19 protein-coding genes are annotated in these 23,390 nt (G+C 63.7%); 9 read left to right on the top strand and 10 right to left on the bottom strand.

What is annotated here, in order from left to right; translation table 11 throughout:
* The first annotated feature begins 18 nt into the window (after positions 1 to 18).
* The gene (locus tag J6595_RS09935; RefSeq protein WP_209594317.1) at positions 19 to 2,004 is read left to right on the top strand and encodes a CocE/NonD family hydrolase; all 1,986 of its coding nucleotides are present in this window, start codon (positions 19 to 21) and stop codon (positions 2,002 to 2,004) included.
* A gap of 17 nt (positions 2,005 to 2,021) precedes the next feature.
* Complete coding sequence (locus J6595_RS09930; protein ID WP_209594316.1) at positions 2,022 to 2,645, top strand: DUF1989 domain-containing protein; 624 nt, start codon at positions 2,022 to 2,024, stop codon at positions 2,643 to 2,645.
* 61 nt (positions 2,646 to 2,706) lie between these two features.
* Here the strand turns inward: J6595_RS09930 and gor are convergent, their stop codons facing one another.
* The 4 genes from gor to wrbA all read right to left on the bottom strand — a co-directional run bounded on the left by gor (position 2,707) and on the right by wrbA (position 6,676).
* Positions 2,707 to 4,095 carry a glutathione-disulfide reductase gene (gor, locus tag J6595_RS09925; RefSeq protein WP_209594315.1) on the bottom strand — a complete coding sequence of 463 codons (1,389 nt, stop codon included), beginning with the start codon at positions 4,093 to 4,095 and terminating at the stop codon, positions 2,707 to 2,709.
* Positions 4,096 to 4,330: 235 nt separating this feature from the next.
* The gene (locus J6595_RS09920; protein WP_209594314.1) at positions 4,331 to 4,918 is read right to left on the bottom strand and encodes a DUF2059 domain-containing protein; all 588 of its coding nucleotides are present in this window, start codon (positions 4,916 to 4,918) and stop codon (positions 4,331 to 4,333) included.
* A 227-nt stretch (positions 4,919 to 5,145) separates the two neighbouring features.
* Positions 5,146 to 5,841 (bottom strand): ribose-5-phosphate isomerase RpiA, encoded by a 696-nt coding sequence (gene rpiA, locus J6595_RS09915; protein ID WP_209594313.1) that lies wholly within the window; start codon positions 5,839 to 5,841, stop codon positions 5,146 to 5,148.
* 235 nt (positions 5,842 to 6,076) lie between these two features.
* A complete protein-coding gene (gene wrbA / locus J6595_RS09910) occupies positions 6,077 to 6,676 on the bottom strand; it encodes an NAD(P)H:quinone oxidoreductase (RefSeq protein ID WP_209594312.1) in 600 nt (199 codons plus the stop codon).
* A gap of 207 nt (positions 6,677 to 6,883) precedes the next feature.
* On the opposite strand from wrbA, the gene J6595_RS09905 reads away from it, so the two are divergent.
* Positions 6,884 to 7,633, top strand: a complete 750-nt coding sequence (locus J6595_RS09905; RefSeq protein ID WP_245197961.1) for a competence/damage-inducible protein A — start codon at positions 6,884 to 6,886, stop codon at positions 7,631 to 7,633.
* Between the two features lie 73 nt (positions 7,634 to 7,706).
* Here the strand turns inward: J6595_RS09905 and J6595_RS09900 are convergent, their stop codons facing one another.
* Complete coding sequence (locus tag J6595_RS09900; protein ID WP_342453147.1) at positions 7,707 to 8,096, bottom strand: DoxX family protein; 390 nt, start codon at positions 8,094 to 8,096, stop codon at positions 7,707 to 7,709.
* Positions 8,097 to 8,314: 218 nt separating this feature from the next.
* On the opposite strand from J6595_RS09900, the gene gpt reads away from it, so the two are divergent.
* Positions 8,315 to 8,812 carry a xanthine phosphoribosyltransferase gene (gpt, locus tag J6595_RS09895; RefSeq protein WP_209594311.1) on the top strand — a complete coding sequence of 166 codons (498 nt, stop codon included), beginning with the start codon at positions 8,315 to 8,317 and terminating at the stop codon, positions 8,810 to 8,812.
* Positions 8,813 to 8,903: 91 nt separating this feature from the next.
* Here gpt and J6595_RS09890 read toward each other — a convergent pair whose 3' ends face one another.
* On the bottom strand, positions 8,904 to 10,037 hold the full coding sequence (locus tag J6595_RS09890) for a sensor histidine kinase (RefSeq protein ID WP_209594310.1): 1,134 nt from the start codon (positions 10,035 to 10,037) through the stop codon (positions 8,904 to 8,906).
* A gap of 534 nt (positions 10,038 to 10,571) precedes the next feature.
* On the opposite strand from J6595_RS09890, the gene J6595_RS09885 reads away from it, so the two are divergent.
* From J6595_RS09885 to J6595_RS09870, 4 genes are all read left to right on the top strand, one after another.
* Positions 10,572 to 14,465: a vitamin B12-dependent ribonucleotide reductase gene (locus J6595_RS09885; protein WP_209594507.1), complete on the top strand. Its 3,894-nt coding sequence runs from the start codon at positions 10,572 to 10,574 to the stop codon at positions 14,463 to 14,465.
* Between the two features lie 191 nt (positions 14,466 to 14,656).
* Positions 14,657 to 16,177: a P-loop ATPase, Sll1717 family gene (locus tag J6595_RS09880; protein ID WP_209594309.1), complete on the top strand. Its 1,521-nt coding sequence runs from the start codon at positions 14,657 to 14,659 to the stop codon at positions 16,175 to 16,177.
* A 982-nt stretch (positions 16,178 to 17,159) separates the two neighbouring features.
* Positions 17,160 to 17,423: a hypothetical protein gene (locus tag J6595_RS09875; protein ID WP_209594308.1), complete on the top strand. Its 264-nt coding sequence runs from the start codon at positions 17,160 to 17,162 to the stop codon at positions 17,421 to 17,423.
* Positions 17,424 to 17,686: 263 nt separating this feature from the next.
* Positions 17,687 to 18,184 (top strand): cupin domain-containing protein, encoded by a 498-nt coding sequence (locus J6595_RS09870; protein WP_209594307.1) that lies wholly within the window; start codon positions 17,687 to 17,689, stop codon positions 18,182 to 18,184.
* 120 nt (positions 18,185 to 18,304) lie between these two features.
* On the opposite strand, the gene guaA is transcribed toward J6595_RS09870, so the two are convergent.
* The 4 genes from guaA to J6595_RS09850 all read right to left on the bottom strand — a co-directional run bounded on the left by guaA (position 18,305) and on the right by J6595_RS09850 (position 22,392).
* The gene (gene guaA / locus J6595_RS09865) at positions 18,305 to 19,861 is read right to left on the bottom strand and encodes a glutamine-hydrolyzing GMP synthase (RefSeq protein WP_209594306.1); all 1,557 of its coding nucleotides are present in this window, start codon (positions 19,859 to 19,861) and stop codon (positions 18,305 to 18,307) included.
* An 89-nt stretch (positions 19,862 to 19,950) separates the two neighbouring features.
* On the bottom strand, positions 19,951 to 20,613 hold the full coding sequence (locus J6595_RS09860) for a 5'-methylthioadenosine/S-adenosylhomocysteine nucleosidase (RefSeq protein ID WP_209594305.1): 663 nt from the start codon (positions 20,611 to 20,613) through the stop codon (positions 19,951 to 19,953).
* Between the two features lie 31 nt (positions 20,614 to 20,644).
* The gene (locus J6595_RS09855) at positions 20,645 to 21,094 is read right to left on the bottom strand and encodes a TspO/MBR family protein (RefSeq protein WP_209594304.1); all 450 of its coding nucleotides are present in this window, start codon (positions 21,092 to 21,094) and stop codon (positions 20,645 to 20,647) included.
* Positions 21,091 to 22,392: an RsmB/NOP family class I SAM-dependent RNA methyltransferase gene (locus J6595_RS09850; protein WP_209594303.1), complete on the bottom strand. Its 1,302-nt coding sequence runs from the start codon at positions 22,390 to 22,392 to the stop codon at positions 21,091 to 21,093. Before J6595_RS09850 ends, J6595_RS09855 begins: the two co-directional genes overlap by 4 nt.
* A gap of 530 nt (positions 22,393 to 22,922) precedes the next feature.
* Here J6595_RS09850 and J6595_RS09845 point away from each other — a divergent pair.
* Positions 22,923 to 23,303, top strand: a complete 381-nt coding sequence (locus J6595_RS09845) for an endonuclease domain-containing protein (RefSeq protein WP_209594302.1) — start codon at positions 22,923 to 22,925, stop codon at positions 23,301 to 23,303.
* Positions 23,304 to 23,390 lie beyond the last annotated feature (87 nt).

Below are 23,390 nucleotides of genomic sequence, written 5' to 3'. Positions count from 1 at the left end.
GCTCAAAAGACGCTTTCCATGGAAAACACCCATTCGGGCCAATCGCCCGCGCCCTTTCGCCAGATCGTGATCCCGCTCTCGGACGGCACGCGGCTGACCGCGCGGCTCTGGCTGCCGGAGCTTCAGCCCGGCCGGACGGCGCCGGTGGTGATGGAGTGGATCCCCTATCGCCAGTCGGATCTGACGGCCATCTGGGATTCGATGATGCACGGCTATTTCGCTGAGAACGGCATCGCCGCGATCCGCGTCGATCTGCGCGGTTCGGGCAATTCCGAGGGGCTGCTGCGCGACGAATATCTGCGCCAGGAGCAGGACGATGCCCTGGAAGTCATCGCCTGGCTCGCCGGGCAGGACTGGTGCAACGGCAATGTCGGGATGATCGGCATTTCCTGGGGCGGCTTCGCCGGCCTGCAGATCGCGGCGCGTCGCCCGCCGGCGCTGAAAGCCATCGTCACCTGCTGCTCCACCGACGACCGCTACAGCGACGACGTTCACTTCATGGGCGGCGGCCTCCTCATCGACGGCATCCAATGGGGCGCCGGCCTGTTCAGCCAGCTCGGCCGGCCGGCCGACCCCGCCCATGTCGGCGATCGCTGGCGCGAGATCTGGCAGAACCGCCTCGATCATCTCGAACCGCCACTGGCAGGCTGGCTCGCCCATATGGAGCGGGACGAATTCTGGAAGCACGGCTCGATCTGCGAGAACTATGCCGACATCGAATGCGCCGTCTACGCCGCCACCGGCTGGACCGACGGCTATTCGGACCCGGTGCTGCGGCTGATGGAAAACCTCTCCTGCCCGCGAAAGGGCCTGATCGGCCCGTGGACCCACATCTATCCCAACTGGGGCATCCCCGGCCCGAAGATCGGCTTCCTCGACGAATGCCTGCGCTGGTGGAAGCACTGGCTCTGCGGCGAAGACACCGGCATCATGGACGAGCCGCGCCTCAGGCTGTGGATGGGGGAGGATCTCGTTCCGCATCCGCGCAGGCCGGAGATCGGCGGCGGCTTCGTTGCCGTGTCCGGCTGGCCGGCCGAGGGCGAACCGGCGGTGTTTCACGTCGCCGACGGCCGGCTGACGTCCGCCGCGGCCGCCGAAACCGACCCGATCCGCATCGACACGCCCCAGACCCTCGGCGCTCTCGGCGGCGAATGGTGCCCCCTCGATGGCGGCGGCGACGGGCCGGAGTTTCAGAGCGACGGCCGGATGGACGACGCGCTGTCGGTCTGTTTCGACACCGAAAGGTTGGCGCGCCCGCTCGAAGCGTTCGGAATTCCCCGCCTCCGGCTCGATCTTGCCATGGACGGCGACAAGGCGACGGTGATCGTCCGGCTGAACGAGATCCACGAAAGCGGCCGCTCGGCGCGCGTCACCTTCGCCATTCGTCGCATCACCCGGCCCGAGGGCATCGCCGCGGGCGAACGGTTCTCCGCCGAGATTCCTTTGAAGGGCGTTGCCTATCGCTTCGGTGAGGGCCGGCGAATGCGGGTGGCGATCTCGACCAGCTACTGGCCGATGGTCTGGCCGGAGCTGAAAGCCGGCGCCGTGACGCTTTACCCTGACGCGACGTCGCTGCTTCTGCCCTCGCGGCCGGATGACGCGGTCGAAGAGAACGCCCCCTTCGGCCCGCCGGTATCGGCAGCGCCGATCGCCAGCGAGACGATCGAGGCCGGCGCGATCAGGAGAACGGTCACGATCGAAGCCGAGACCGGCCGCACGACGGTGGAGCAGAAAGGCGGGCCGAAGCTTTGGCGACAGGAGGGGCTGACCCTCGGCGACGTCACCAATCACGGCTACACGATCCTGCCGGACGATCCGACCTCGGCGCGGGCCTATTTCGAGAGCATCCAGCGGTTCGAACGGCCGGGATGGGCAGTGAGGCTCGAGGCCCTGACGGAAGTCTCCGTGATCGAAGGCCGGCTGCATCTCAAATCCAGCTACGACGCCTTCGAGAACGACAAGCCGGTCTTCTCCAAGACCTGGCACCACGAATTCGACTATTGAGCGAAGGCCAGCATCCGATGAGCACGCCCCCCATCGTCACCACCGTCAAGGCCCGCACCGGCGGCAGCGTTGCCCTGAAGGCCGGCGACCATGTCAGCGTCGTCAACGTCCATGGCGGCCAGGTGGTCGATAGCTGGGCCTTCCCGACCAGCGGCGAGGACCCTTATGAATACATGTCGATGGAGCATTCGCGCATCCATCACTACCGGCTGATGTTTCGGCCCGGCGACGCGCTGGTCACGAACCGTCTGCGCGAGATCCTGACCTTCGTCGCCGACACCTCGCCGGGTGTCCACGACACCCAGTGCCCCGCCTGCTGCGACCGAAGCTACCGGCTGTATTACGAAACGACCGACTATCACGCCAATTGCAGCGACAATCTGCGTGCGGTGATGAAGGCCAACGGCCGAGAGCTCGCCCACGTGCCGACGCCGTGGAACCTCTTCATGCACACGGTGGTCGAGGACAATGCCGTCTTCAAGGACTATCCGAGCAAGGCCGAGCCCGGCGCTGCCGTCACCCTGCGCGCCGAGATCGACTGTCTGTTCGCCGTCTCCGCCTGCCCGCAGGACATCATCGCCATCAATGGCGACGACGCCGTTCCGCGCGACATCGAACTCCACCATTTTCCCGCGGCCTAAAGGGAACGCTGACGATCAGGCGGTCTTGGACGGCCGGCCGGCGGCCCTTGCAACGCCTCTTCTAGACCCGGTTGCCGTCCTTCAGGCGATAGCTCGGCTGGTACATCGTCACCAGCTCCTCGGCCGCCGTCGGATGCACCGCCATCGTGGCGTCGAACTGGTCCTTGGTCAGCTCCGCCTTCACGGCGATGGCGAGCACCTGGGCCAGTTCGCCGGCGTCGGCGCCAAGGACATGGGCGCCGAGAACCCGGCGGCTCTCACCATCGACGACGAGCTTCATCAGCATTCGTTCGCTGCGGCCGGAAAGCGTCGCCTTCATCGGCCGGAAGGAGGCCCGATAGATCTCCACGTCCGCGAAGCGCTTGGCGGCTTCCTGCTCGCTCAAGCCGACGACGCCGAGTTCCGGCTGGGAGAAGACGGCCGTCGCGATTGCGCCGTAATCCGGGCTTGTCGGCTTGTCGCGATAGAGCGTGTCGATCAGGCACATCGCCTCGTGGATCGCGACGGGCGTCAGCTGCACACGGTGGGTGACGTCGCCGATGGCGTAGATGTTTTCGGCCGAGGTGCGGGAATGCTCGTCGACGATCACCGCGCCGCGCTCGTCGAGTTCGACGCCGGCCTTTTCGCAGCCGAGATTTTCCGTATTCGCCGTGCGGCCGATCGCCAGCATCACCTGATCGACGATCATCACCTCGCCGCTCTTGCAGGTGGCCGCGAGCGTGCCGTCGCCGCGCATCTCGACCTTTTCGAACGTGTCGCAGCAGTGGACGCGCAGCCCCTTGCGCTCCATCGCCTCGTGCAGCTCATGGCGCAGATCGTCGTCGAAGCCCTGGAGGATTTCCTTGCCGCGATAGACGAGCACCGTCTCGACGCCGAGGCCATGGAAAATGTTGGCAAATTCCACCGCGATGTAGCCGCCGCCGAGGACGGCGATCCGCTTCGGCAGCTCGGGCAGGTGAAACGCCTCCTCGGAGGTGATGCAATGCTCGGCGCCCGGCATGGCGGGAAAGCGGTTCGGCCGCCCCCCGGTGGCGATCAGGATCTTGTCGGCGGTGACCGTTCGACCCGAGCCGACGAGGCGGATCTCGTGCGGACCTTCCAGAACCGCACGGTCGGTGATCGTTTCGGCACCCGCCTTGCCGGCATTGGTCTGATAGAGACCTTCCAGCCGCTCGATTTCCTTGTCCTTGGCCGCCATCAGCTTCGACCAGTCGAAGCGGCTCTCCCCGACCGACCAGCCAAAGCCCTTGGCGTCTTCGAAATGCTCGGGGAACTGCGAGGCATAGACGAACAGCTTCTTCGGCACGCAGCCTCGGATCACGCAGGTGCCGCCGAAGCGGTATTCCTCGGCAATCGCCACCCTCTTTCCGAGCGATGCGGCGACACGCGCCGCGCGCACGCCGCCCGAGCCACCACCGATGACGAAGAGATCGTAGTCATATGCGGGCATGGTTTGCCGTTCCGCTCGCTGGCCCGCAAATGTCGCGCGGGCAAAGAAACACTGCCCAAAAGGGCGGGACTATCACCGGATCACGGGAGCCAGCACCGACGAATCCGTTCAGCGCCTGCATGCTGGCGCGCCCCTGAGACGACAGGCGACCGGGCCTTGCCTCATGCGACGCACCGGCAGATCGCCGTCAAAGCCGGAGCCGTCCCCACCGCGCGGCCCGCGTCCCGGCGAACCGTCAGTTCTGGCCGCCCGCAGAGCCATCGGCCGCGGGCGCCTCGCCACCGTTCATCTCGCGGAACCCGTCGAAGGCGGTCTGGCGCAGATCGCGCACGATGCCCCGGCTCCAGACCTCGGCCGCGCGCAGCATGCTGCGGGTCGCCTGCGGTCCCTGCTCGAGAAGCTTCTTTCCGGGCTCGGAGGTGTAGAAGCTGGCAATGCTCTTCAGCTCGTCCTCGGTGAACATGCGGGCGTAGATCCGGGCGATCTCCGTTTCGAGGTCGGCACGCCGGCTCGCCAGCTTGAGGGCGGCGTCATCGACCATGTCGGAGATCTTCGCGTCCATGTCGGGACGGTTGGCGATCAGCTCGGACTTGATCTGGGTGGCCGCGTTCGGAAGGATCTCGTCGAACTGGTCGGTCGCGTGGATCGCCGTGATGGCGGCCCGTGCGGCGTTGAGGTGGCTTTCGCTGATGTTCTCGTCGGCGGCGTCCTGCCCGGCAGGCGTCTGGGCTGCGGGTTCCTGGGCGACGGCTGCGGCCGGGACGAGAATGAGCGCGGTTGCGGCGGCAAGAATGCCGCGCCGCATCGACTGACTGAAGATCATCGGTTTCGTTCACTCCGTTGGTTGATCTCTACCCGGATGCCGGCGGGTGCTTCGCCGAATGCGGCCAGATCCGTTCAGTCCATGAAAGGATCCGGTGCGCCGCCCTGAATCGAAGGGCACGCCGCGCATGTGGACCCCGCTGCTTTCCCGCGCGACGTAGCGGCTTCGCCCGGCCCGTGCAAGCCACCGCCGGCTCGTCGGCCCTGTCGAGACCCAGGCGACGAGCCTCAGGCCGTCAGATGGCGAACACCGCTCGCCGTCGCAACGAGCGCTTCATCGGCAAGGCCTAGAAACAGACCATGTTCGACGACGCCCGGCACCTTCAGAAGCGCGTTTGACAGCGCATGTGGATCGGGAATGCGGCCAAAGGATGCATCGAGGATCAAATGGCCACTGTCGGTGATGAAAGGCTCCGGTCCCCTCCGCCGCAAAATCAGTTCGCAGGAAAGGCCGAGCTCGCCCACCGCCTCCTGGATCGCAAGATAGGTGGCGATCATGCCGAAGCCGTTGATCTCGATCGGCAGGGGAAAGGCGCCGAGCGTCTCCACGAGCTTCGCTTCGTCGGCGATGACGAGCATCTTCCTGGATGCCACGGCCACGATCTTCTCGCGCAGAAGCGCGCCGCCGCCGCCCTTGACGAGCCGAAGCGACTGATCGATCTCGTCGGCTCCGTCGATGGTCAGATCGAGCTTCGGCAGTTCCTCGAGCGTTGCCATGGGGATCGAGAGTTCGCGGCACAGCCGTTCGGTGCGCTCGGAGGTCGCGACGCCCGTGACCTGCAGCCCGTCACGGACCTTGTCGGCGAGGAGACGGATGAAGGCTTCCGTCGTCGTCCCCGTCCCGATGCCGAGGTTCATGCCGTCCTCGACGTGAGAAAGCGCCGCCTCGCCCGCTGCCCGCTTCAATTCGTCCGCCGTCGCCATGCCGCCCGATCCTTTCGCGTTTTGCGATTTCGTCTAGCAGGCTCGCCGCCCCGCCGATAGGTCGGGCGGTCGGCCTTTCCCGACACGATCGACTAAAAAAGGCCCTCAAAGGGGCCTTCGAAGAGCGCGGGCGGACATCGGGGAGAAAGGCCGCGGTAACGGCCTTTCGTCAGTTTCCATAAGATCGGACTGGCCGACCGAGCCGTGATAGGCCACGGCCGACCTCACGCCTTCGTCAGGCCACGAGTTTTGCGGCGATCTCGGCGATGTGTTTGCCCTGGAACTTCGCGCCGTCGAGCTCGATCTGGCTCGGCATGCGCGAGCCGTCGCCCTTCGCCATCGTCGTCGCGCCATAGGGCGAGCCGCCGACGATCTCGTCCATGTTCATCTGGCCAGCGAAAGCATAGGGCAGACCGACGACCACCAGACCGTGGTGGAGCAGCGTCTTGTGGGCGGAGAGCAGCGTCGCCTCGTTGCCGCCATGCTGGGTGGCGGAGGAAGCGAAGGCGCCGCCGACCTTGCCGATCAGGGCGCCGTTTGCCCACAGCGGTCCGGTGCGGTCCCAGAATGCCTGCATCTGCGAGGCCATGTTGCCGTAGCGGGTCGGCACGCCGATGATGATGGCGTCGTAGTTCGGCAGCTCCATTGGATCGCATTCGGGATAGGGATGATCGGTCTTGAAATGGGCGGCCTCGACCACTTCCTGCGGCGCCGTTTCGGGGACGCGCTTGATGTCGACGGTCGCGCCGGCGCTCTCGGCGCCCTCGCCGACGGCCTTCGCCATGGTCTCGATGTGGCCGTAGCTGGAATAATAAAGGACGAGAACCTTCGCCATCGCATGAGCTCCTTTGCTGGTTTTGCGGGTCGCCGCCCCGGCGGCGGACTGACCATGCACATAGGAGACCGAGGGTCGCATGGCTCGTCGATTTCTTGCGACGCACCGTCACGTCAGTAGCAACAGTGGCACCTTGCGTCGCACCCTCTTGCTTTCCGCCGAGCCCTCACGCCTATTCAAGGCGATTATTGCCGGAGAAACCGCAGAATGCCGAATGAAACCGCCACGGCCGCGATGCTCGCCATCGGCGACGAACTCTTGTCAGGCCGGACGAAGGACAAGAACATCGCCCATCTCGCCGAGGTGATGACGCTTCTCGGCATCGACCTGAAGGAAGTGCGCATCGTCGGCGACGAGCCGCACATGATCGCCGACACGCTGAATACGCTGCGGCGGAGCTACGACCTCGTCTTCACCTCGGGCGGTATCGGCCCGACCCATGACGACATCACGGCCGATGCCGTCGCGGCGGCTTTCGGCCTGCCGGTGATCGAGCACCCGGACGCGGTGGCACGGCTCGAGACCTATTATGCCGGCCGCCAGATGGAATTCACGCCGGCCCGGCGGCGCATGACACGCACGCCGAAGGGTGCGAGCCTGATCGACAATTCGGTCTCGGTGGCGCCGGGTTTCAGGATCGACAATGTCTTCGTCATGGCCGGCGTACCGGGCGTCTTTCAGGCGATGCTGTCGAGCCTTCTCGACGTCCTGCCCGCCGGGGAACCTTTGAAGTCGAGGGCCGTCCCCTGCCCGTTCGGCGAAGGCGACATCGGCGATGCGCTCGGCGCCATCGCCAAGCAGCACCCGAATGTCGTGATCGGCTCCTACCCGAAATTCGACGGGGAACGCTATTCCACCGAGATCGTCATCCGCTCGCGCGACGAAGCCGCGCTCGATGCCGCGGCCCTGGCGGTCGGGGAGATGCTGGAGACGATCGCGCGGTCGCGGGGCGACTAAGTGGTGAGCCTCGGGCCGGCGGCTCGGGCGGAGCTTTGGGTCAGGCCCGCCGGCCCGAATGGCTGCTGCGGCGTTACGAACGCCCCTTGCGCGCCGCGTCGATGCTCGAGGCGCCGGCGCCAGTGAAAACCAAGAGCAGGAAGACGAAGCAGTAAAGGATCGCCGCATCGCCGCCATTGTTGACGGGGAACGGGTTTTGCGGGGCGTGAGCCATCCAGTAGGCGACGGCCATTTCGCCCGAACAGACGAACGCGGCAAGCCGGGTGAATAGCCCGAGGGCGATGAGCAGCCCGCCGACGAGTTCGATGGCGCCGGCAGCGCCGAACAGCGACATGAGCGCCACGCCGGCATGTTCGCCGGCCGGGAAGCTCAGAAGCTTCTGCGTGCCATGCTCCATGAAGATCAGACCCGCGACGATGCGCAGGAGCGACAGGGCATAAGGCTGATAACGGTCGAGATTCACGGGTCACGTTTCCTTTACGGATTGGAACGACGGGAATCGATAGCGGGCTAAAGAACCCGCTTCCAGCACCTGGACGTTGACAAGCTGTCGCCGCCCTGCGGACGCGGCCGGGTCGAGAGTCTTTGGATGACCGCTGATCGCGATCGGGTCGAAACTTGCGCTCTTGGGCGATTTCGATCTATCGGGACGCGTCAGTTCCTGCCAAGCGAAAGAGCGCGATGTCGATGGTGGAAAAGTCCTTCCCCGTTTCCTGGGACCAGTTTCACCGCGACGCGCGGGCGCTTGCATGGCGGTTGGCGGGCGTGCGCGAAGAATGGCGAGCGATCGTCTGCATCACCCGGGGCGGCCTCGTTCCGGCCGCGATCATTTCTCGCGAACTTTCGATCCGCCTCATCGAGACGGTGTGCGTCGCCTCGTATCACGAGTATTCCGAGCAGGGGGAGCTGAAGGTCCTGAAGGAAATCAGCCCGGAACTCCTGACCGACGACGGCGACGGCGTTTTGATCGTCGACGACCTGACCGATACGGGCAAGACCGCCGGCGTCGTGCGCGCGATGCTGCCGAAGGCGCATTTCGCCACCGTCTATGCCAAGCCGAAAGGGCGTCCGCTCGTCGATACCTTCATCACCGAGGTCAGCCAGGACACGTGGATCTTCTTCCCGTGGGATCTCGGCCTGACCTTTCAGGCGCCCATCGGCAAGGGGTCTGCCGGCTGATACCGGCAAGCGAACCGGCCATCGTCCCCGCATCCGGTCTCGGCCCGGGCAATCCGCAGGCCGGCGGCCAGGCTGGCGGTCCGACCGGCACTCAGGCAGGCACGGCGCCGAGCTGGACGCTTGCCGTGAATATGAGCCCTCCAGGCGTCAGCTCTCGCGACATCTGGCCACGCATCTGGCGCAGGACAAGCGTCTCGAGCAGTTCCGTTCCAAAACCGTAGTCGCCCTCCTCACGCCCCTGGCGCGGCGTCGGGCCGCCGCCGAACCATTCCTCCCAATGAAAGGTCAATGCTCTTCGGGCGTCCAGCTCGCGGGTCTCCCAGCGCATGGAAACCCCGCCCCTTCCGCGGAGCGCCAGCGCACCATGCTTGGAAGCATTGGTGGCGAGCTCGTGAATGATCATCGAGATGGAGACCGCGTCGTCCTTGCCGACGAGCAGCTCCGGCCCGTCGATCCAGACATTCGTGCCGATGCCGAAATGCTGGAGTTCCGCGGCGGCGATGTCGGCGAACATCGCGCCCTTGCCATCGCGATCGGCGAGAAGCGACTGCGTCTTGGCGAGCGAGGCCACGCGCTCCAGGAGATCGGCCCTGATCTCGGAAGCGCTCTGTCCATCGCGCACCGACAAGAGGATGATCGCCTGAACCGTCGACAACGAGTTCTTGATCCGGTGCTCCATCTCCCGCGACATCAGGAAGGATCGCTGCTCCAAATTCTGGCGCAGCTTGACCTCCTGGCGCAGAGCGAATTCGCCGGCCAGAACCGCAAGGAGTTCCTCCAGAATGTCCCGATTCTCGGACGACCAGTCGCGGCGGTTCTCGTCGATCGCGAAGAAGGCTCCCACGACCGTGCCGTCGGGCAAACTCACGGGCAGGCCGAGACATGCGCCGATCCGCAGCGACTTGACGATCTGGCAGCCTGCAAAGCGCGGATCGGCCGCGACATCGGCGATTGCCAGAGGCTCACCGGTCTCTGCCACGAAACGGCTGATCGAACCGGGTTCGAACGACAATCGCAGGCCAGCCTCGTCTCGCGTGGCCGCCGGGGGAAGGCCAGCCTCGCTCTTGAAGGTCTCTTTGTCGGGGTCGACGATCACGATGAAACTGGCCGAAACGCCGAGAAGTCGCTTCGCCAACCGCGTGACGCGATCGATTGCCTCCTCTACACCGGCGGCGAGTAGATCCGCAGGGGCGAGCGTCCACGTCGAATGCTCAGGCCGAGACAAACACGGTCCTTCCAAAATAACCGGCACCGGCAAACCTGATTCGAAAATCTCGATGGTTCGCCAGCATGACCGACCCGCGATCTCGCGCGGCGGAATGCATAAAAAAGAACGTAAGGTGCTCAGGCGCCGATTTTCAAGGCTTTGAGCCGTCCCAACGGAAGTTTGTACACAGTTTGTCCACGCAGGCCCGGCCCGGACTGTGACCGCGGCGCAATTGACGCTCGCCCCGGACTCACCCTAGCCTGCGGTCGGCGAGAGGCCCTGCCCGGGTCGCAGATGCGAACGGGAATCAGTCGCGCCCTAAAGGCTCCGGTGAATCCCGTTGATAACTCACCGACTTCGATAAAAATCCGACAGTTTAAGCTTCGCTTAACCCTCGCCAGACACTATATATAGGGTCACCCGACGCCATCGCCACTAGATGCAGGTCGGACGCGTAATTCATGGAGTGCTGAGGGAGTGCGTCGCCGACTGGCGTCCATGCCTCGCGCTCCAGTCTGAGACAATCAATCGAGGATGGGTTTTTCGATGGGCATGAAGTTCGAGCGCCGCTACACCAAGGCCGGCGAGAGCCCCTACGCCACGATCGCCTTTCGCAAGGCGACGAGCGAGATCAAGAACCCGGACGGCTCGATCGTCTTCCGGCTCGAGGGAATCGACGTTCCCGAGCAGTTCAGTCAGGTGGCGTCGGACATCCTCGCGCAGAAATATTTCCGCAAGGCAGGCGTCCCGGCCCGGCTGATGAAGATCGAGGAGCACGACGTGCCCTCCTTCCTCTGGCGCTCAGTCGCCGACGAGAAGGCGCTCGCCGAGCTTCCCGAGGACGAGCGCTATGGCTCGGAGATGGATGGCCGGCAGGTCTTTGACCGGCTCGCCGGCACCTGGACCTATTGGGGCTGGAAGGGCGGCTATTTCGAAACGGAAGAGGACGCCTCCGCCTTCCGTGACGAGCTGGTCTTCATGCTCGCCACCCAGAAGGTCGCGCCGAACTCGCCGCAGTGGTTCAACACCGGCCTGCACTGGGCCTATGGCATCGATGGCCCGAGCCAGGGCCACTACTATGTCGACTACCGCTCCGGCCAGCTGACCCGCTCGGCGACCTCCTACGAGCATCCGCAGCCGCATGCCTGCTTCATCCAGTCCGTCGCTGACGACCTCGTCAATGACGGCGGTATCATGGATCTGTGGGTGCGCGAGGCGCGGCTGTTCAAATACGGCTCGGGCACCGGCTCGAACTTCTCCTTCCTGCGCGGCGAGGGCGAAAAACTCGCCGGTGGCGGCAAGTCGTCGGGCCTGATGTCCTTCCTCAAGATCGGCGACCGGGCGGCCGGAGCCATCAAGTCCGGCGGCACGACCCGGCGCGCGGCCAAGATGGTCGTCGTCGACATCGACCATCCGGACATCGAGGCCTACATCAACTGGAAGGTCCGCGAGGAGGAGAAGGTCGCCGCCCTCGTCACCGGTTCGAAGACCGTCGCCAAGCACATGAAGGCGATCCTGTCGGCCTGCGTGAACTGCGAGGGCCCCGGTGACGACTGCTTCGATCCGATGAAGAACCCGGCGCTGAAGCGCGCCGTGCGCGACGCCAAGAAGGCGCAGGTTCCCGAAAACTATGCCAAGCGTGTCATCCAGTTTGCAAAGCAGGGCTACACCCAGATCGAATTCCCGGTCTACGACACCGACTGGGACAGCGAGGCATACCTCACCGTATCCGGACAGAACTCCAACAACTCCGTCTCGCTGACGGACGACTTCCTGCGCGCCGTGGAAAACGACGAGGAGTGGAACCTCATCCGCCGCACCGACGGCAAGGTTCACAAGACCGTCAAGGCGCGCGAATTGTGGGAGCAGATCGGCTACGCCGCCTGGGCGTCGGCCGATCCGGGCCTGCACTTCAACACCACGATGAACGACTGGCACACCTGCCCCGAGGCCGGCTCGATCCGCGCATCGAACCCGTGCTCGGAATACATGTTCCTCGACGACACGGCCTGCAATCTCGCCTCCTTGAACCTCATCCAGTTCCAGGAAGCGGTGAAGGGCGAAGCCGGCAAGAAGGACACCAAACGTTTCGACACGGCCGCCTTCGAGCATGCCGTGCGCATCTGGACCGTCGTCCTCGAAATCTCCGTCCTGATGGCGCAGTTCCCGTCGAAGGAGATCGCCCAGCGCTCCTACGACTACCGCACCCTCGGCCTCGGATTCGCCAATATCGGCGGTCTGTTGATGACCTCCGGCATTCCCTATGATTCCAAGGAAGGCCGGGCGATCTGCGGCGCCATCTCGGCGCTGATGACGGGCGTCGCCTACAAGACCTCGGCCGAGATGGCCGGCGTCCTGTCGCCCTTCCCGGACTATGAGCGCAATGCCGAGCCGATGCTGCGCGTCATGCGCAACCACGCCCGCGCCGCCCATGGCATCGCCAATGGCTACGAGGCACTGGCCGTCGATCCTGTGCCCCTCGACCATGCCTCGCTGACCGACAAGCGCCTGTCCGGCCGGGCCAAGGTCGCCTGGACGGAGGCCGTCGAGCTCGGCTCGAAGAACGGCTTCCGCAACGCCCAGGTCTCGGTCATCGCGCCCACCGGCACGATCGGCCTCGTCATGGACTGCGACACCACCGGCATCGAGCCCGACTTCGCGCTCGTGAAGTTCAAGAAGCTTGCCGGCGGCGGCTATTTCAAGATCATCAACCGCGCCGTGCCGGACGCCCTGCGTACCCTTGGGTATTCGGAAGCCGACATCGCCGAGATCGAGGCCTATGCCGTCGGCCACGGCAATCTCAACCAGGCCCCGGCGATCAATCCGGGTTCACTTAAGGCCAAGGGCTTCGGCGACGACCAGATCGCTGCTCTCAACGCCGCCATGGGCTCGGCCTTCGACATCAAGTTCGTCTTCAACAAGTTCACGCTGGGCGAAGACTTCTGCAAGACCGTCCTCGGCTTCACAGACGAGCAGCTGAACGACTTCACCTTCGAGATGCTGCCGGCTCTGGGCTTCTCGCGCAAGGACATCGACGCCGCCAACATCCATGTCTGCGGCGCGATGACGCTGGAGGGCGCCCCGCATCTGAAGGACGAGCATCTGCCGGTCTTCGACTGCGCCAATCCCTGCGGGCGAATCGGCAAGCGCTATCTCTCGGTGGACAGCCACATCCGCATGATGGCGGCGGCGCAGCCCTTCATCTCGGGGGCGATCTCCAAGACCATCAACATGCCGAACGACGCGACGGTCGAGGATTGCACGGCGGCCTACATGCTGTCCTGGAAGCTAGCCCTGAAGGCCAACGCGCTCTACCGCGACGGCTCCAAGCTCTCCCAGCCGCTCAACGCCTCGCTGATCGCCGACGAGGAAGACGAGGACGAGACGGTGGAAGAGGTCGCCGCCGCGCTGATGGCCTCGCCACCCGCCGCCCAGGCGACGCAGGTCGCCGAGCGGATCGTCGAGCGCATCGTCGAGAAGGTGGTGCGCGACCGTGAGAAGCTGCCGAACCGGCGCAAGGGCTACACCCAGAAGGCAATCGTCGGCGGCCACAAGGTGTATCTCAGGACCGGCGAATTCGACGACGGCCGCCTCGGCGAGATCTTCATCGACATGCACAAGGAGGGCGCCGCCTTCCGTGCGATGATGAACAACTTCGCCATCGCCATCTCGCTTGGCCTGCAGTTCGGCGTGCCGCTGGAGGAATATGTCGACGCCTTCACCTTCACCCGTTTCGAGCCGGCGGGCATGGTGCAGGGCAACGAGGCGATCAAGAACGCCACCTCGATCCTCGACTATGTCTTCCGGGAGCTCGCCGTCTCCTATCTCGACCGGCACGATCTCGCCCATGTCCAGCCGGAGGATTTCGGCGGCTCGACCATCGGCCGCGGCGTCGCCGGCGACAAGCCTGCCCCGCTGCCGATCTCGTCGGGCATGGTGCGCGGCCAGACGGCCAAGTTCCGCCTCGTCTCCTCGGCCGAGCCGCAGGGCGCGGCCAAGGTCGAGGCCCCGGCCAAGCCCGCCCCTGTGACGGCAGCGGCCCGCCCGGCCGCCGCCAACGCCCCGGCCAAGGCCGCCGCCGCTCAGACCCCGGCCGCGCGCTCCGGCGCCACGGTCACCGCCCTCGGCGGCGCCCAGGCCACGGCCTTCAAGCGCGACTACGAGACGGCGCCCCTCGACATCGAGCCCCTGGACGCCCCCGCCCCGACCACCGACGCCTCGCCGGCGCAAGGACTGTTCGACCAGCCGCTGGCCTATGAGGCGACGGCGAAGGACAACGCCAACGTCTCGCAGGCCCCGCAGGCAACGAGCGCCGAACGCCGCTCCATCGCAATGATGAAGGGCTACACCGGCGAAAGCTGCTCGGAATGCGGGAATTTCACGATGGTGCGGAATGGCACGTGTTTGAAGTGTGACACGTGTGGATCGACGAGCGGGTGTAGCTGAGGGGTAGCTGCCGACGTTCCGGCGCAAAAGGGACGGCTCATGCGGCTAGTGCAGCATGAGCCGCCAGCGTTAGGCGATACAGCCACCGACACGACTCTAAAAGGATTATTAAAACTTTCAGTTGTCTTCGCTGCACCTGAGCTATAGAAAAGATACTGTCAATAATGTGTCTCACAAAAGGGATTAAAGCCGTGCCAACGATTTTACCGACCTTCGGAGAGATACGGATTGGTGAGCCAGACGCAAACGCGGAGCATTTTAACGCCCTCCGCGCCAAGGAAAATCCCGTTTTTTTGGATGCCTTCTTTTCGCTGCCAAGCTTTCCTTTTCAGGATTTTGAGAAGGGTCAGAAGTTCCTTGTATACGGTCAAAAGGGCACCGGAAAAACAACCGTGATGCGCTATTTGGAGAATAGCCTCAAGGAAAATTTTACTACTCATTTTCTTCTGTTCAAGAGAACATTTATCGAGGAGAGCGACCTTCAAGACATCAGTAACGTCCCTCTTATGCTTGACGAAAGAAGCATCGAAAAATTCAGACATTATATGCACTCTATAAAAAGGATTCTTTTATTTATATTAATAAAGCAAAGTTACATTGATACCGAATCCACTGACTCCGAGATTCCGCCTCTTGAGAAGTCGTGGATTGAAAAACTGCGATCATCGTCTATTGGAGATGCAATCGGTATTGGATTTGATTCTCTGAGGTCGATCTGGTCTTCAGCAGGCGTCGACACAAAAAAAATTACAAATGATGCACTCGTATTGAACGCCGGTCGGGCGGTTAAACGTAGCAATGATGACCTATTGAAATTTTTTATTAAGCGCGCGCGGCGAGTAGGCCTAAAGAGCTGTATTTTCGTTGACGAAATACATTTCGCGTATCGCAGCAAAGAAGCCCTACAGCAGGATGCGATGCTAGTCCGGGATTGCATCCTTGCAATACAAACACTGAACGATCGATTCTCGGAAGAAGCGGTAGATGTGAGAATTTATTCCGCCGTGCGTTCCGAATATCTCGAACACCCTATCATCGCATCGGCAGATATAAATCATTCAGTCGAAAGTATCGGACACGGCCTAGTATGGTCAACATATCCACATAATAGAGAACACCCATTATTCCAACTTTTGTTTAAAAGATTTCAACTTAGTATGGGCTCTGACGTCAAGTTTCGTGACTTTTTCGGGACATACTTTAAGAATATGCCAGCAGAAATGTTTCTGAGTAGAACTTGGGCGAAACCGCGAGACTTCATCCGTTTTTTTAAGTGCGCAAAAGATCTGTACCCTCAAAAATCGCAGCTTTCTCAGTCTGAGCAAAATGCATTGTGGAGGCGATATTCAGAAGTCTCATGGAATGAACTAAAATCCGCAGCAAGCGCCTTTCTCAACCCTCCGGCGATCGAGACATTGGAAACGATTTTTAAAAAAAATATTCCTCTGATCATCGACAAACACGTAAAATATAATCAACCTGAATTCCGCGCGGTATTAAGACCTGTATACAATTCATCAAAGGGAGACCATACAAATTTCTACAGCGAGGACCATTTTATGGAGTTAATGTATATCTTGGGTGTATTTGGCACGCGCCGAGCTTCCGCTCACGGCGGTGACGTAATTCAAACTTACCATAGAGGTAATCGGACATTCCATAGGGATGGAATAGTTCATGTTCATCCATCAATTCTGAAGGCTTTTGGATGACGCAACATATGTGGCCGAACACACGACAATTCGTGAAAATCTATAATCTTCCGCACTAGCTTTAGAAGCAATCGAAATATATATCGCTGTAATGAGATTTGTTGCTACTCCTGGTCGTTATCCTCGTGCGCGAGCACGGGGATCCATGCCAAAACGGCGACGCGACAGTCAGGCGCCGGAAATGCGCCCATCCTGAACCCAACCGCCAGCGGCACCGCAGAGGCATGGATCCCCGACCCTGCGGGCGGAGGATGACGAAGCGTCGAGGTCGCGGCCAATAGCGATCATTCCCGGGCTGCTGGGCCTCCGGCACGGACGCCCTCTCTCCCCCTTGTGGGAGAGAGTGAAGAGCGCTCCGAGAAGCGGATGAAAAGCGACGCTTTTCAAGCGATGAACGCCCGGAGCGCGAGCGGAGGGCCATTCCAAGGAGTTGGACCGAGCGCAGCGAGGACCAAACCTTGAGAATGACAAGAGAGGGGTTTTACCGCTGACGCTGACGCGCACGTTGACGAAGCGAGCGATGCGAAAGCCGCAACGCCGCCGGACAGCGCGGCCCCGGTGAAATCCCTTGCGATTTCCATCACGTGGCTTCGCCAAGACGATGAAATCGCTTTCTCTCCCACAAAGGGGAGAGAGGGCGCCTAGATTTCTGCCGCCCAGCGTGTAGCGGACGGCATGGCGCGGCACCCCAGGCCGGTCGTCATCCTCGTGCGCGAGCACGGGGATCCATGCCGAAACGGCGACGCGACAGTCCGGCGCCGGAAGTGCGCCCCGCCTGAACCCAAACGGCAGCGGCGCCACAGAGGCATGGATCCCCGACCCTGCGGGCCGAGGATGACGAAGCGTCGAGGTCGGCATCCCATCATCGAGCGGCGTTGCGTGAGACGGGGTTGCCATTCGCATGCCGATTGCCATCCTCCTGCCTTCGACGTTGTCGAAATCCGGATTGGCGAGTACCAATTCGACGTTCATGGAGCGTGCCATGCCCGAGACGACTGTCGATCGGAGCTTTCTTGCCAAGCAGGTCCAGACCCTGATCGAGGAGAACCGTCATCTGCGCAAGGATGTCGCCGAGCTGCGGCAACTGACGTTGCAGAGCTTCGAATTCACGCGCCGCGTCGAACGTCGGCAGGCGGAACTGCGCGACGATCTGGAAATCACCATCAAGATGGAATTTGGCGGTGGCTTCGCAAATTTTCAGACTGCGGTGGAAGCGTCGCTTGGGCGGATCGAAGGGAAAATCTGATCCGATTGGGTTCGGGGAATTTGGCCCGCTTCCCAAAGCGACTGGCAGCCTGAATCCAAGATTCACCCGGCGACCGCCTTCTGCTGCTTGAGCGCCGTTGCCCCCTGTCGGGGGTTCCGCTGCTTCCATGTCGATCAGCCTCGCATCGCTCACGCGAGCACCCGCAAGTCGGCCTGGTTGCGGAGGAGAGAGCTCTCCGACATCGTGCGAAAGGCCAGAGCTGCCGTTACCATGGCCCAGGACATGACGAGGAGGACGCAACGATGACCGACCACAGCCACGATCACGACCAGGCGGGCGAACCTCGCTGGAAGCACGACGGCGTGCGCGTCATCAAGGGCGACGCGCTCGATGCCAATACCGCCCAGACGCCCGGCATGTTCCGCCAGGCCGCGATCAATCACGCCCGAGTGGGCGCGCAAAAAATCTGGGCGGGAACGGTGACGATCGAGCCGGACGCCAAGACCGGCGTCCATCACCATGGCGAACTCGAAAGCGTCATCTTCGTGCTTCGCGGCAAGGCGCGGATGCGCTGGGGCGAGCGGCTGGAGTTCACCGCCGAGGCGGGGCCCGGCGACTTCATCTTCGTGCCGCCCTTCGTGCCCCATCAGGAGATCAACGCCGATCCCTCAGCGCCGCTCGAATGCGTTTTGGTGCGCTCCGACAACGAGGCGGTGGTGGTCAACATCACCGATGTCGATCCGGTCGAAAAGCCCGAAAGCGTCTATTGGGTCGATCCGATCCACCAGCAGCCGGAGTAGCCGGCCGCTGGCGCGCCAAGCGTTCGACACAGCGCGAAAGGACGCGCTACCTCACTTCGATCCGCGCTCTGGGACTCGGTCGCATTTGCGGGAGCGCCGGCGCACAAGGCGCCGGGGCGGTCATTCCCACTCGATGGTGCCGGGCGGCTTCGAGGTCACGTCGTAGACGACGCGGTTGATGCCCTTGACCTCGTTGATGATCCGCGTCGCGGCCGCGCCGAGGAAGTCCATGTCGAAGGGATAGAAATCGGCCGTCATGCCGTCGACGGAGGTGACGGCTCTCAGCGCGCAGACGAATTCGTAGGTGCGCCCGTCGCCCATGACGCCGACGGTCTGGACAGGCAGGAGAACGGCGAAAGCCTGCCAGATCGCGTCGTAGAGCCCGGCCTTGCGAATTTCCTCCAGATAGATCGCGTCGGCCTCGCGCAGGATCCGCAGCTTGTCGCGGGTGATGCCGCCCGGACAGCGGATGGCAAGACCCGGGCCCGGAAAGGGCTGGCGGCCGACGAACTGGTCGGGCAGGCCGAGCTCCTTGCCGAGAATGCGCACCTCGTCCTTGAAGAGCTCGCGCAGCGGCTCGACGAGCTTCATGTTCATGCGCTCGGGAAGGCCGCCGACATTGTGGTGGGACTTGATCGTCACCGACGGCCCGCCGGTGAAGGAGACGCTTTCGATGACGTCCGGATAGAGCGTGCCCTGGGCGAGGAAATCGGCGCCGCCGATCTTCTTGGCTTCCGCCTCGAAGGTCTCGATGAACAGCCGGCCGATGGTCTTGCGCTTGACCTCCGGATCCATCTCGCCTTCCAGCGCGTCGATGAAGGTATCCTGCGCCTGCACGTGGACGAGCGGGATGTTGTAGTGGTCACGGAACATCGAGACCACTTCCTCGGCCTCGTTCATCCGCAGCAGACCGTGGTCGACGAAGATGCAGGTCAGCTGGTCGCCGATCGCCTCGTGGATCAGGACGGCCGCGACGGAGGAATCGACGCCCCCCGAGAGGCCGCAGATCACCTTGCCGTCGCCGACCTGGGCGCGAATGTCCGCGATCGCCTTTTCGCGGAAGGCGGCCATCGTCCAGTCGCCCTTCAGACCGGCCACGCGGTGGACGAAGTTCGACAGAAGCTTGCCGCCGTCGGGCGTGTGGACCACCTCCGGGTGGAACATGATGCCGTACATGCGCCGCTCCTCGCTGCCGAAGACGGCATAGGGCGCGCCGGGCGAGCGGGCGAAGATCTCGAAGCCCTCCGGCATGTCGATCACCCGGTCGCCGTGGCTCATCCAGACCTGATGGCGGGTGCCCTCAGGCCAGATACCCTCGAACAGGGGGCAGTTCTTGTCGATCTCGATGAAGGCCCGGCCGTATTCGCGATGCGTCGAGGGCTCGGCGCGACCGCCCATCTGAACGCACATGGTCATCTGGCCGTAGCAGATGCCGAGAACGGGAATGCCGGCTTCGAAGATCGCCTGGGGGGCGCGCGGCGCGTCGATGTCGCCGGTCGAGGCTGGAGAGCCGGACAGGATCACCGCCTTCGGCTTGAGGCGCTGAAAGCCCTCTTCCGCCGACTGGAACGGCACGATTTCGGAATAGACGCCGGCCTCGCGCACGCGCCGAGCAATCAGCTGCGTGACCTGGGAGCCGAAGTCGATGATGAGGACGGTGTCGGGGTGCGCTGTCATGGCGGACTGATAATGAAATCCGCCCTGCTTGAAAAGGATTTTTGCAATGCAGCGTCAAATGCCCGGAAGCAGAGCCGTTTTCGGCGGCGTCAAACGGCAAGACGCCCCGAATCGACAGCGGCGGCCAGCCGGTCGATCGCCTCGGCGAGCTTCGCGTCGATCACATGCAGAAGCGTCGCCCAGTCGTCATAATGATGCAGGTCGGCCGCGCCGTCCGAGATGCCGCGCAGGCCGACGAGTGGCACATTGAAGCGCTGGCAGGCGCGCAGGACAGCGAAGGTCTCCATATCGACCATGTCGGCATCGATCGCATCATAGGCGGCGCCCGAGACGATGTCGGAGCCGGTGGCAAGCCGCGCAGATGGAACGCCCGCGATCGGTGTCGGCATCATGGTTTCGACCGGATGGTCGAGGAACGGCGTCACGCCCTTGGTAAAGCCCAGTGGCGAGGCGTCGATGTCGCGCCAGGAGACCGAGGCGACCTGATAGACCGCGCCCTGCTCCAGCGTCCGCGAGCCGGCCGAGCCGAGCGAGATGACGAGGTCGGGACGTGTCCCGCGATGCTCAAGATCGCTAAGCGCGATCCCTGTGTGCAGCGCCGCCTCGATCGGGCCGACGCCGGTCATCAGCGGGCGGATGCGCGCCTTCAGCCTGTCGCCATATTCCGCCTGTGCGGCCATGACGAACAGCACCCGTTTGCCGCCGAGCGTCTCCAGCGCGAAACCGAGCTTGCCCGGGTCGAAATCGGTCATGATGCGCTCCGGCTGAACATTCCGCCTCCCCCTAATTCAACCACCAGAGAGCGGCGTTGAGAAGGCTCGCATAGGCGACCCAGGCGAGATAGGGGAGGAACAACAGCGCCGAGGGCCGCTCTCGCTGCCATGTCTGCGCGATGAAGAGAGTGATCGCGGCGATCAGCGCCAGAATGACGACGAGGCCGACCCCGAGACGATGGGCCGCAAAGAAGATCGGCGGCCAGACGAAGTTCAGCGCCAGCTGCGCCCACCAGAGCGTCTGGGCTTTTCCCTCGCCCGCCCGCCAGACCCGCCAGCCGGCAATGCCGATCAGGATGTAGAGCGTGCCCCAGACCGGACCGAACACCCAGTCCGGCGGATTGAAGCTCGGCTTGGCGAGCGCCGCATACCAGCCGCCGGTCTCGACCGAGAGCCCGATGAGCCCGCCGCCGCCAACGGTGACCAGCAGGAACAGCGCGAGGGCGAGCTTGGAGTTCATCGCTTTTCCAGCATGGCAAAGAAGAAGCCGTCGGTGCCGGTCAGACGCGGCGTCATGGTGATCACCGTTCCCCCGGAAAGTTCGCCGACGCGGCATTGACCGGCCGCGTCCGGCAGGAGGTCGGCCCAGCGCGCTCCGGCATCGGCGACGCCGAACCCCTTGCCCGCCTGGCGATCCAGAAACGCCGCGATGCGCCCGGCGTTTTCCTCGGCAATGAGCGAGCAGGTGACGTAGGCGAGCCGGCCGCCGGGCTTGACGAAGCGGGCGGCGCGATCGAGCACCGCGTCCTGCTCGGCCATGCGCTTATCAAGCGCCGCCTGCGACAGCCGCCATTTGGCGTCCGGCCGCCGGCGCCAGGTGCCGGAGCCCGTGCAGGGTGCGTCGACGAGAGTGAGATCCATCGTGCCGAAGAGACCCGCCATGTCCTCGCGCGGATCGTGGATCTGGACGTTGCGGGCGCCGGCCCGCGCCAGGCGCTCGTGGATCGGCGCGAGGCGATGGCGGTCGCTATCGGCAGCGTGGATCTGGCCGGTATTGTCCATCTGGGCCGCCAAAGCCAGCGACTTGCCGCCGGCCCCGGCGCACAGATCGAGCACCTGCTCGCCGGGGCGAGCCCCCGACAGAAGCGCGGCGAGCTGCGAGCCCTCGTCCTGGATCTCGAACCAGCCCTTCTGAAAGCCCGCCTCGATCTGGACGTTCGGATGGCGCCCCGCGCCGGCGATGGCGGCAATGCGCACCGCCTGCGGCGCAAGCTTGCCCGGCTGCGCATCGAAAGGCGCGAGCGCCCTGATCACCTTGTCCCGATCGGCCTTCAGCGTGTTGGCCCGAAGATCGAGCGGCGGGCGGGACGACAGTTCCGCCGCCTCGGCGATCCAGTCGTCGCCGAGCGCGGCTTCAAGATGCGGCGCCAGCCAGTCCGGCACGTCGGCGGCGACGGCATCGGGCGCCTCGGCGAGATCGGCGGCGCGGAAATGCTCCAGCCGCTCCGCCGCCGGCATCTCCGGCGCGAACCTGTCGCCGTCGAGCGCCGCCCGCAGCTCCTCCGGCGCCATGGCGAGCCCGTCGATCACGGCCGCGAAGGCAAGATCGGCCGGGCCCTCGCCTCCCATGCGAAAGCCGTAGGAGCGCTTCCTGCGCAGGGCGTCATAGACGATGTTGCCGATGGCGCCGCGGTCGCCCGAGCCGGCGAAGCGATGGGCAAGACCCCAGTCCTTCAAAGCATCGGCCACCGGCCGGCGCCGCGCCTCGATGTCCTGCAACACCTCGATCGCCGCCGCGAGCCGCCCGCCTAGACGCATGGGTTTGTCTCGCTGTTGGGGAATGCGGTCATGAAGGTCCTGCCGGTCGTGCTGCAACGGAAGCGGCAGGCTGTATCATCTGCGGGGCGGAAGCGGCAACTTCGCCGCTGGCGCGGCCGTATAAACCGGAAGCAGCAGCCGCTGCCGTGTTTTCGGACGGTCCAGGGCAAGCTGTGATCGAGATACCTGCGGGGACCGAAAGAAGCGCCCTCTCTCCCCTTTGTGGGAGAGAAAGCGATTTCATCGTCTTGGCGAAGCCAAGTGATAGAAATCGCAAGAGAGGGGTTTCACCGTGTCCGTCTTGGTTGCGGTGACGAACGTCTCTTTTTCGGTGTGGAGGCCGATCAACGGTTGCGGCGGCCGACACGGTGAAACCCCTCTCTTGTCATTCTCAAGGTTTGGACCTCGGCAAGCCGAGTCCCAACTCCTTGGAATGACTTTCTCTCCCACAAGGGGGGAGAGAGGGCGCCTAATTCTGAAACGGTGCCTCACAGTTGCAATCAGTGCGGTTTCGCGGTGGACTGGCCTCCATGGCAACGCACGCGCCGATCAAGCCCGGACAACGGCGTTTCGCAAAGGCGATGCGGCGCGATCCGACGCCGACGGAGCGGATGTTCTGGCATGGCGTCAGGGCCGGCCGGCTCGATGGGATGAAGTTCCGGCGGCAGGTCCCGATGCTCGGCTTCATCGCCGACTTCGTCTGTCACGACGCGAAGCTGATCGTGGAGATCGACGGCTGGCAGCATGGTGGAACTGTGGCGGGGCGATCCCGCGATGGGCGGCGGAACAAAGCATTCGCGCAGGCTGGCTTTATGACGCTGCGGTTTGCGAATGAGGCGGTCGCAGAAGACCTCGATGCGGTTCTGGGAGAGGTTCGCGCGGTTGCCCGTTCGCGGATCGAAACGCGCTGATGGCAAAGGCGACGCGCCCTCTCTCCCCTTTGTGGGAGAGAAAGCGATTTCATCGTCTTGGCGAAGCCAAGTGATAGAAATCGCAAG

This window comes from Jiella mangrovi (genome assembly GCF_017815135.1).
Classification (GTDB): Bacteria; Pseudomonadota; Alphaproteobacteria; order Rhizobiales; family Rhizobiaceae; genus Jiella; species Jiella mangrovi.
This window is presented reverse-complemented; position numbering and strand designations above follow the sequence as displayed.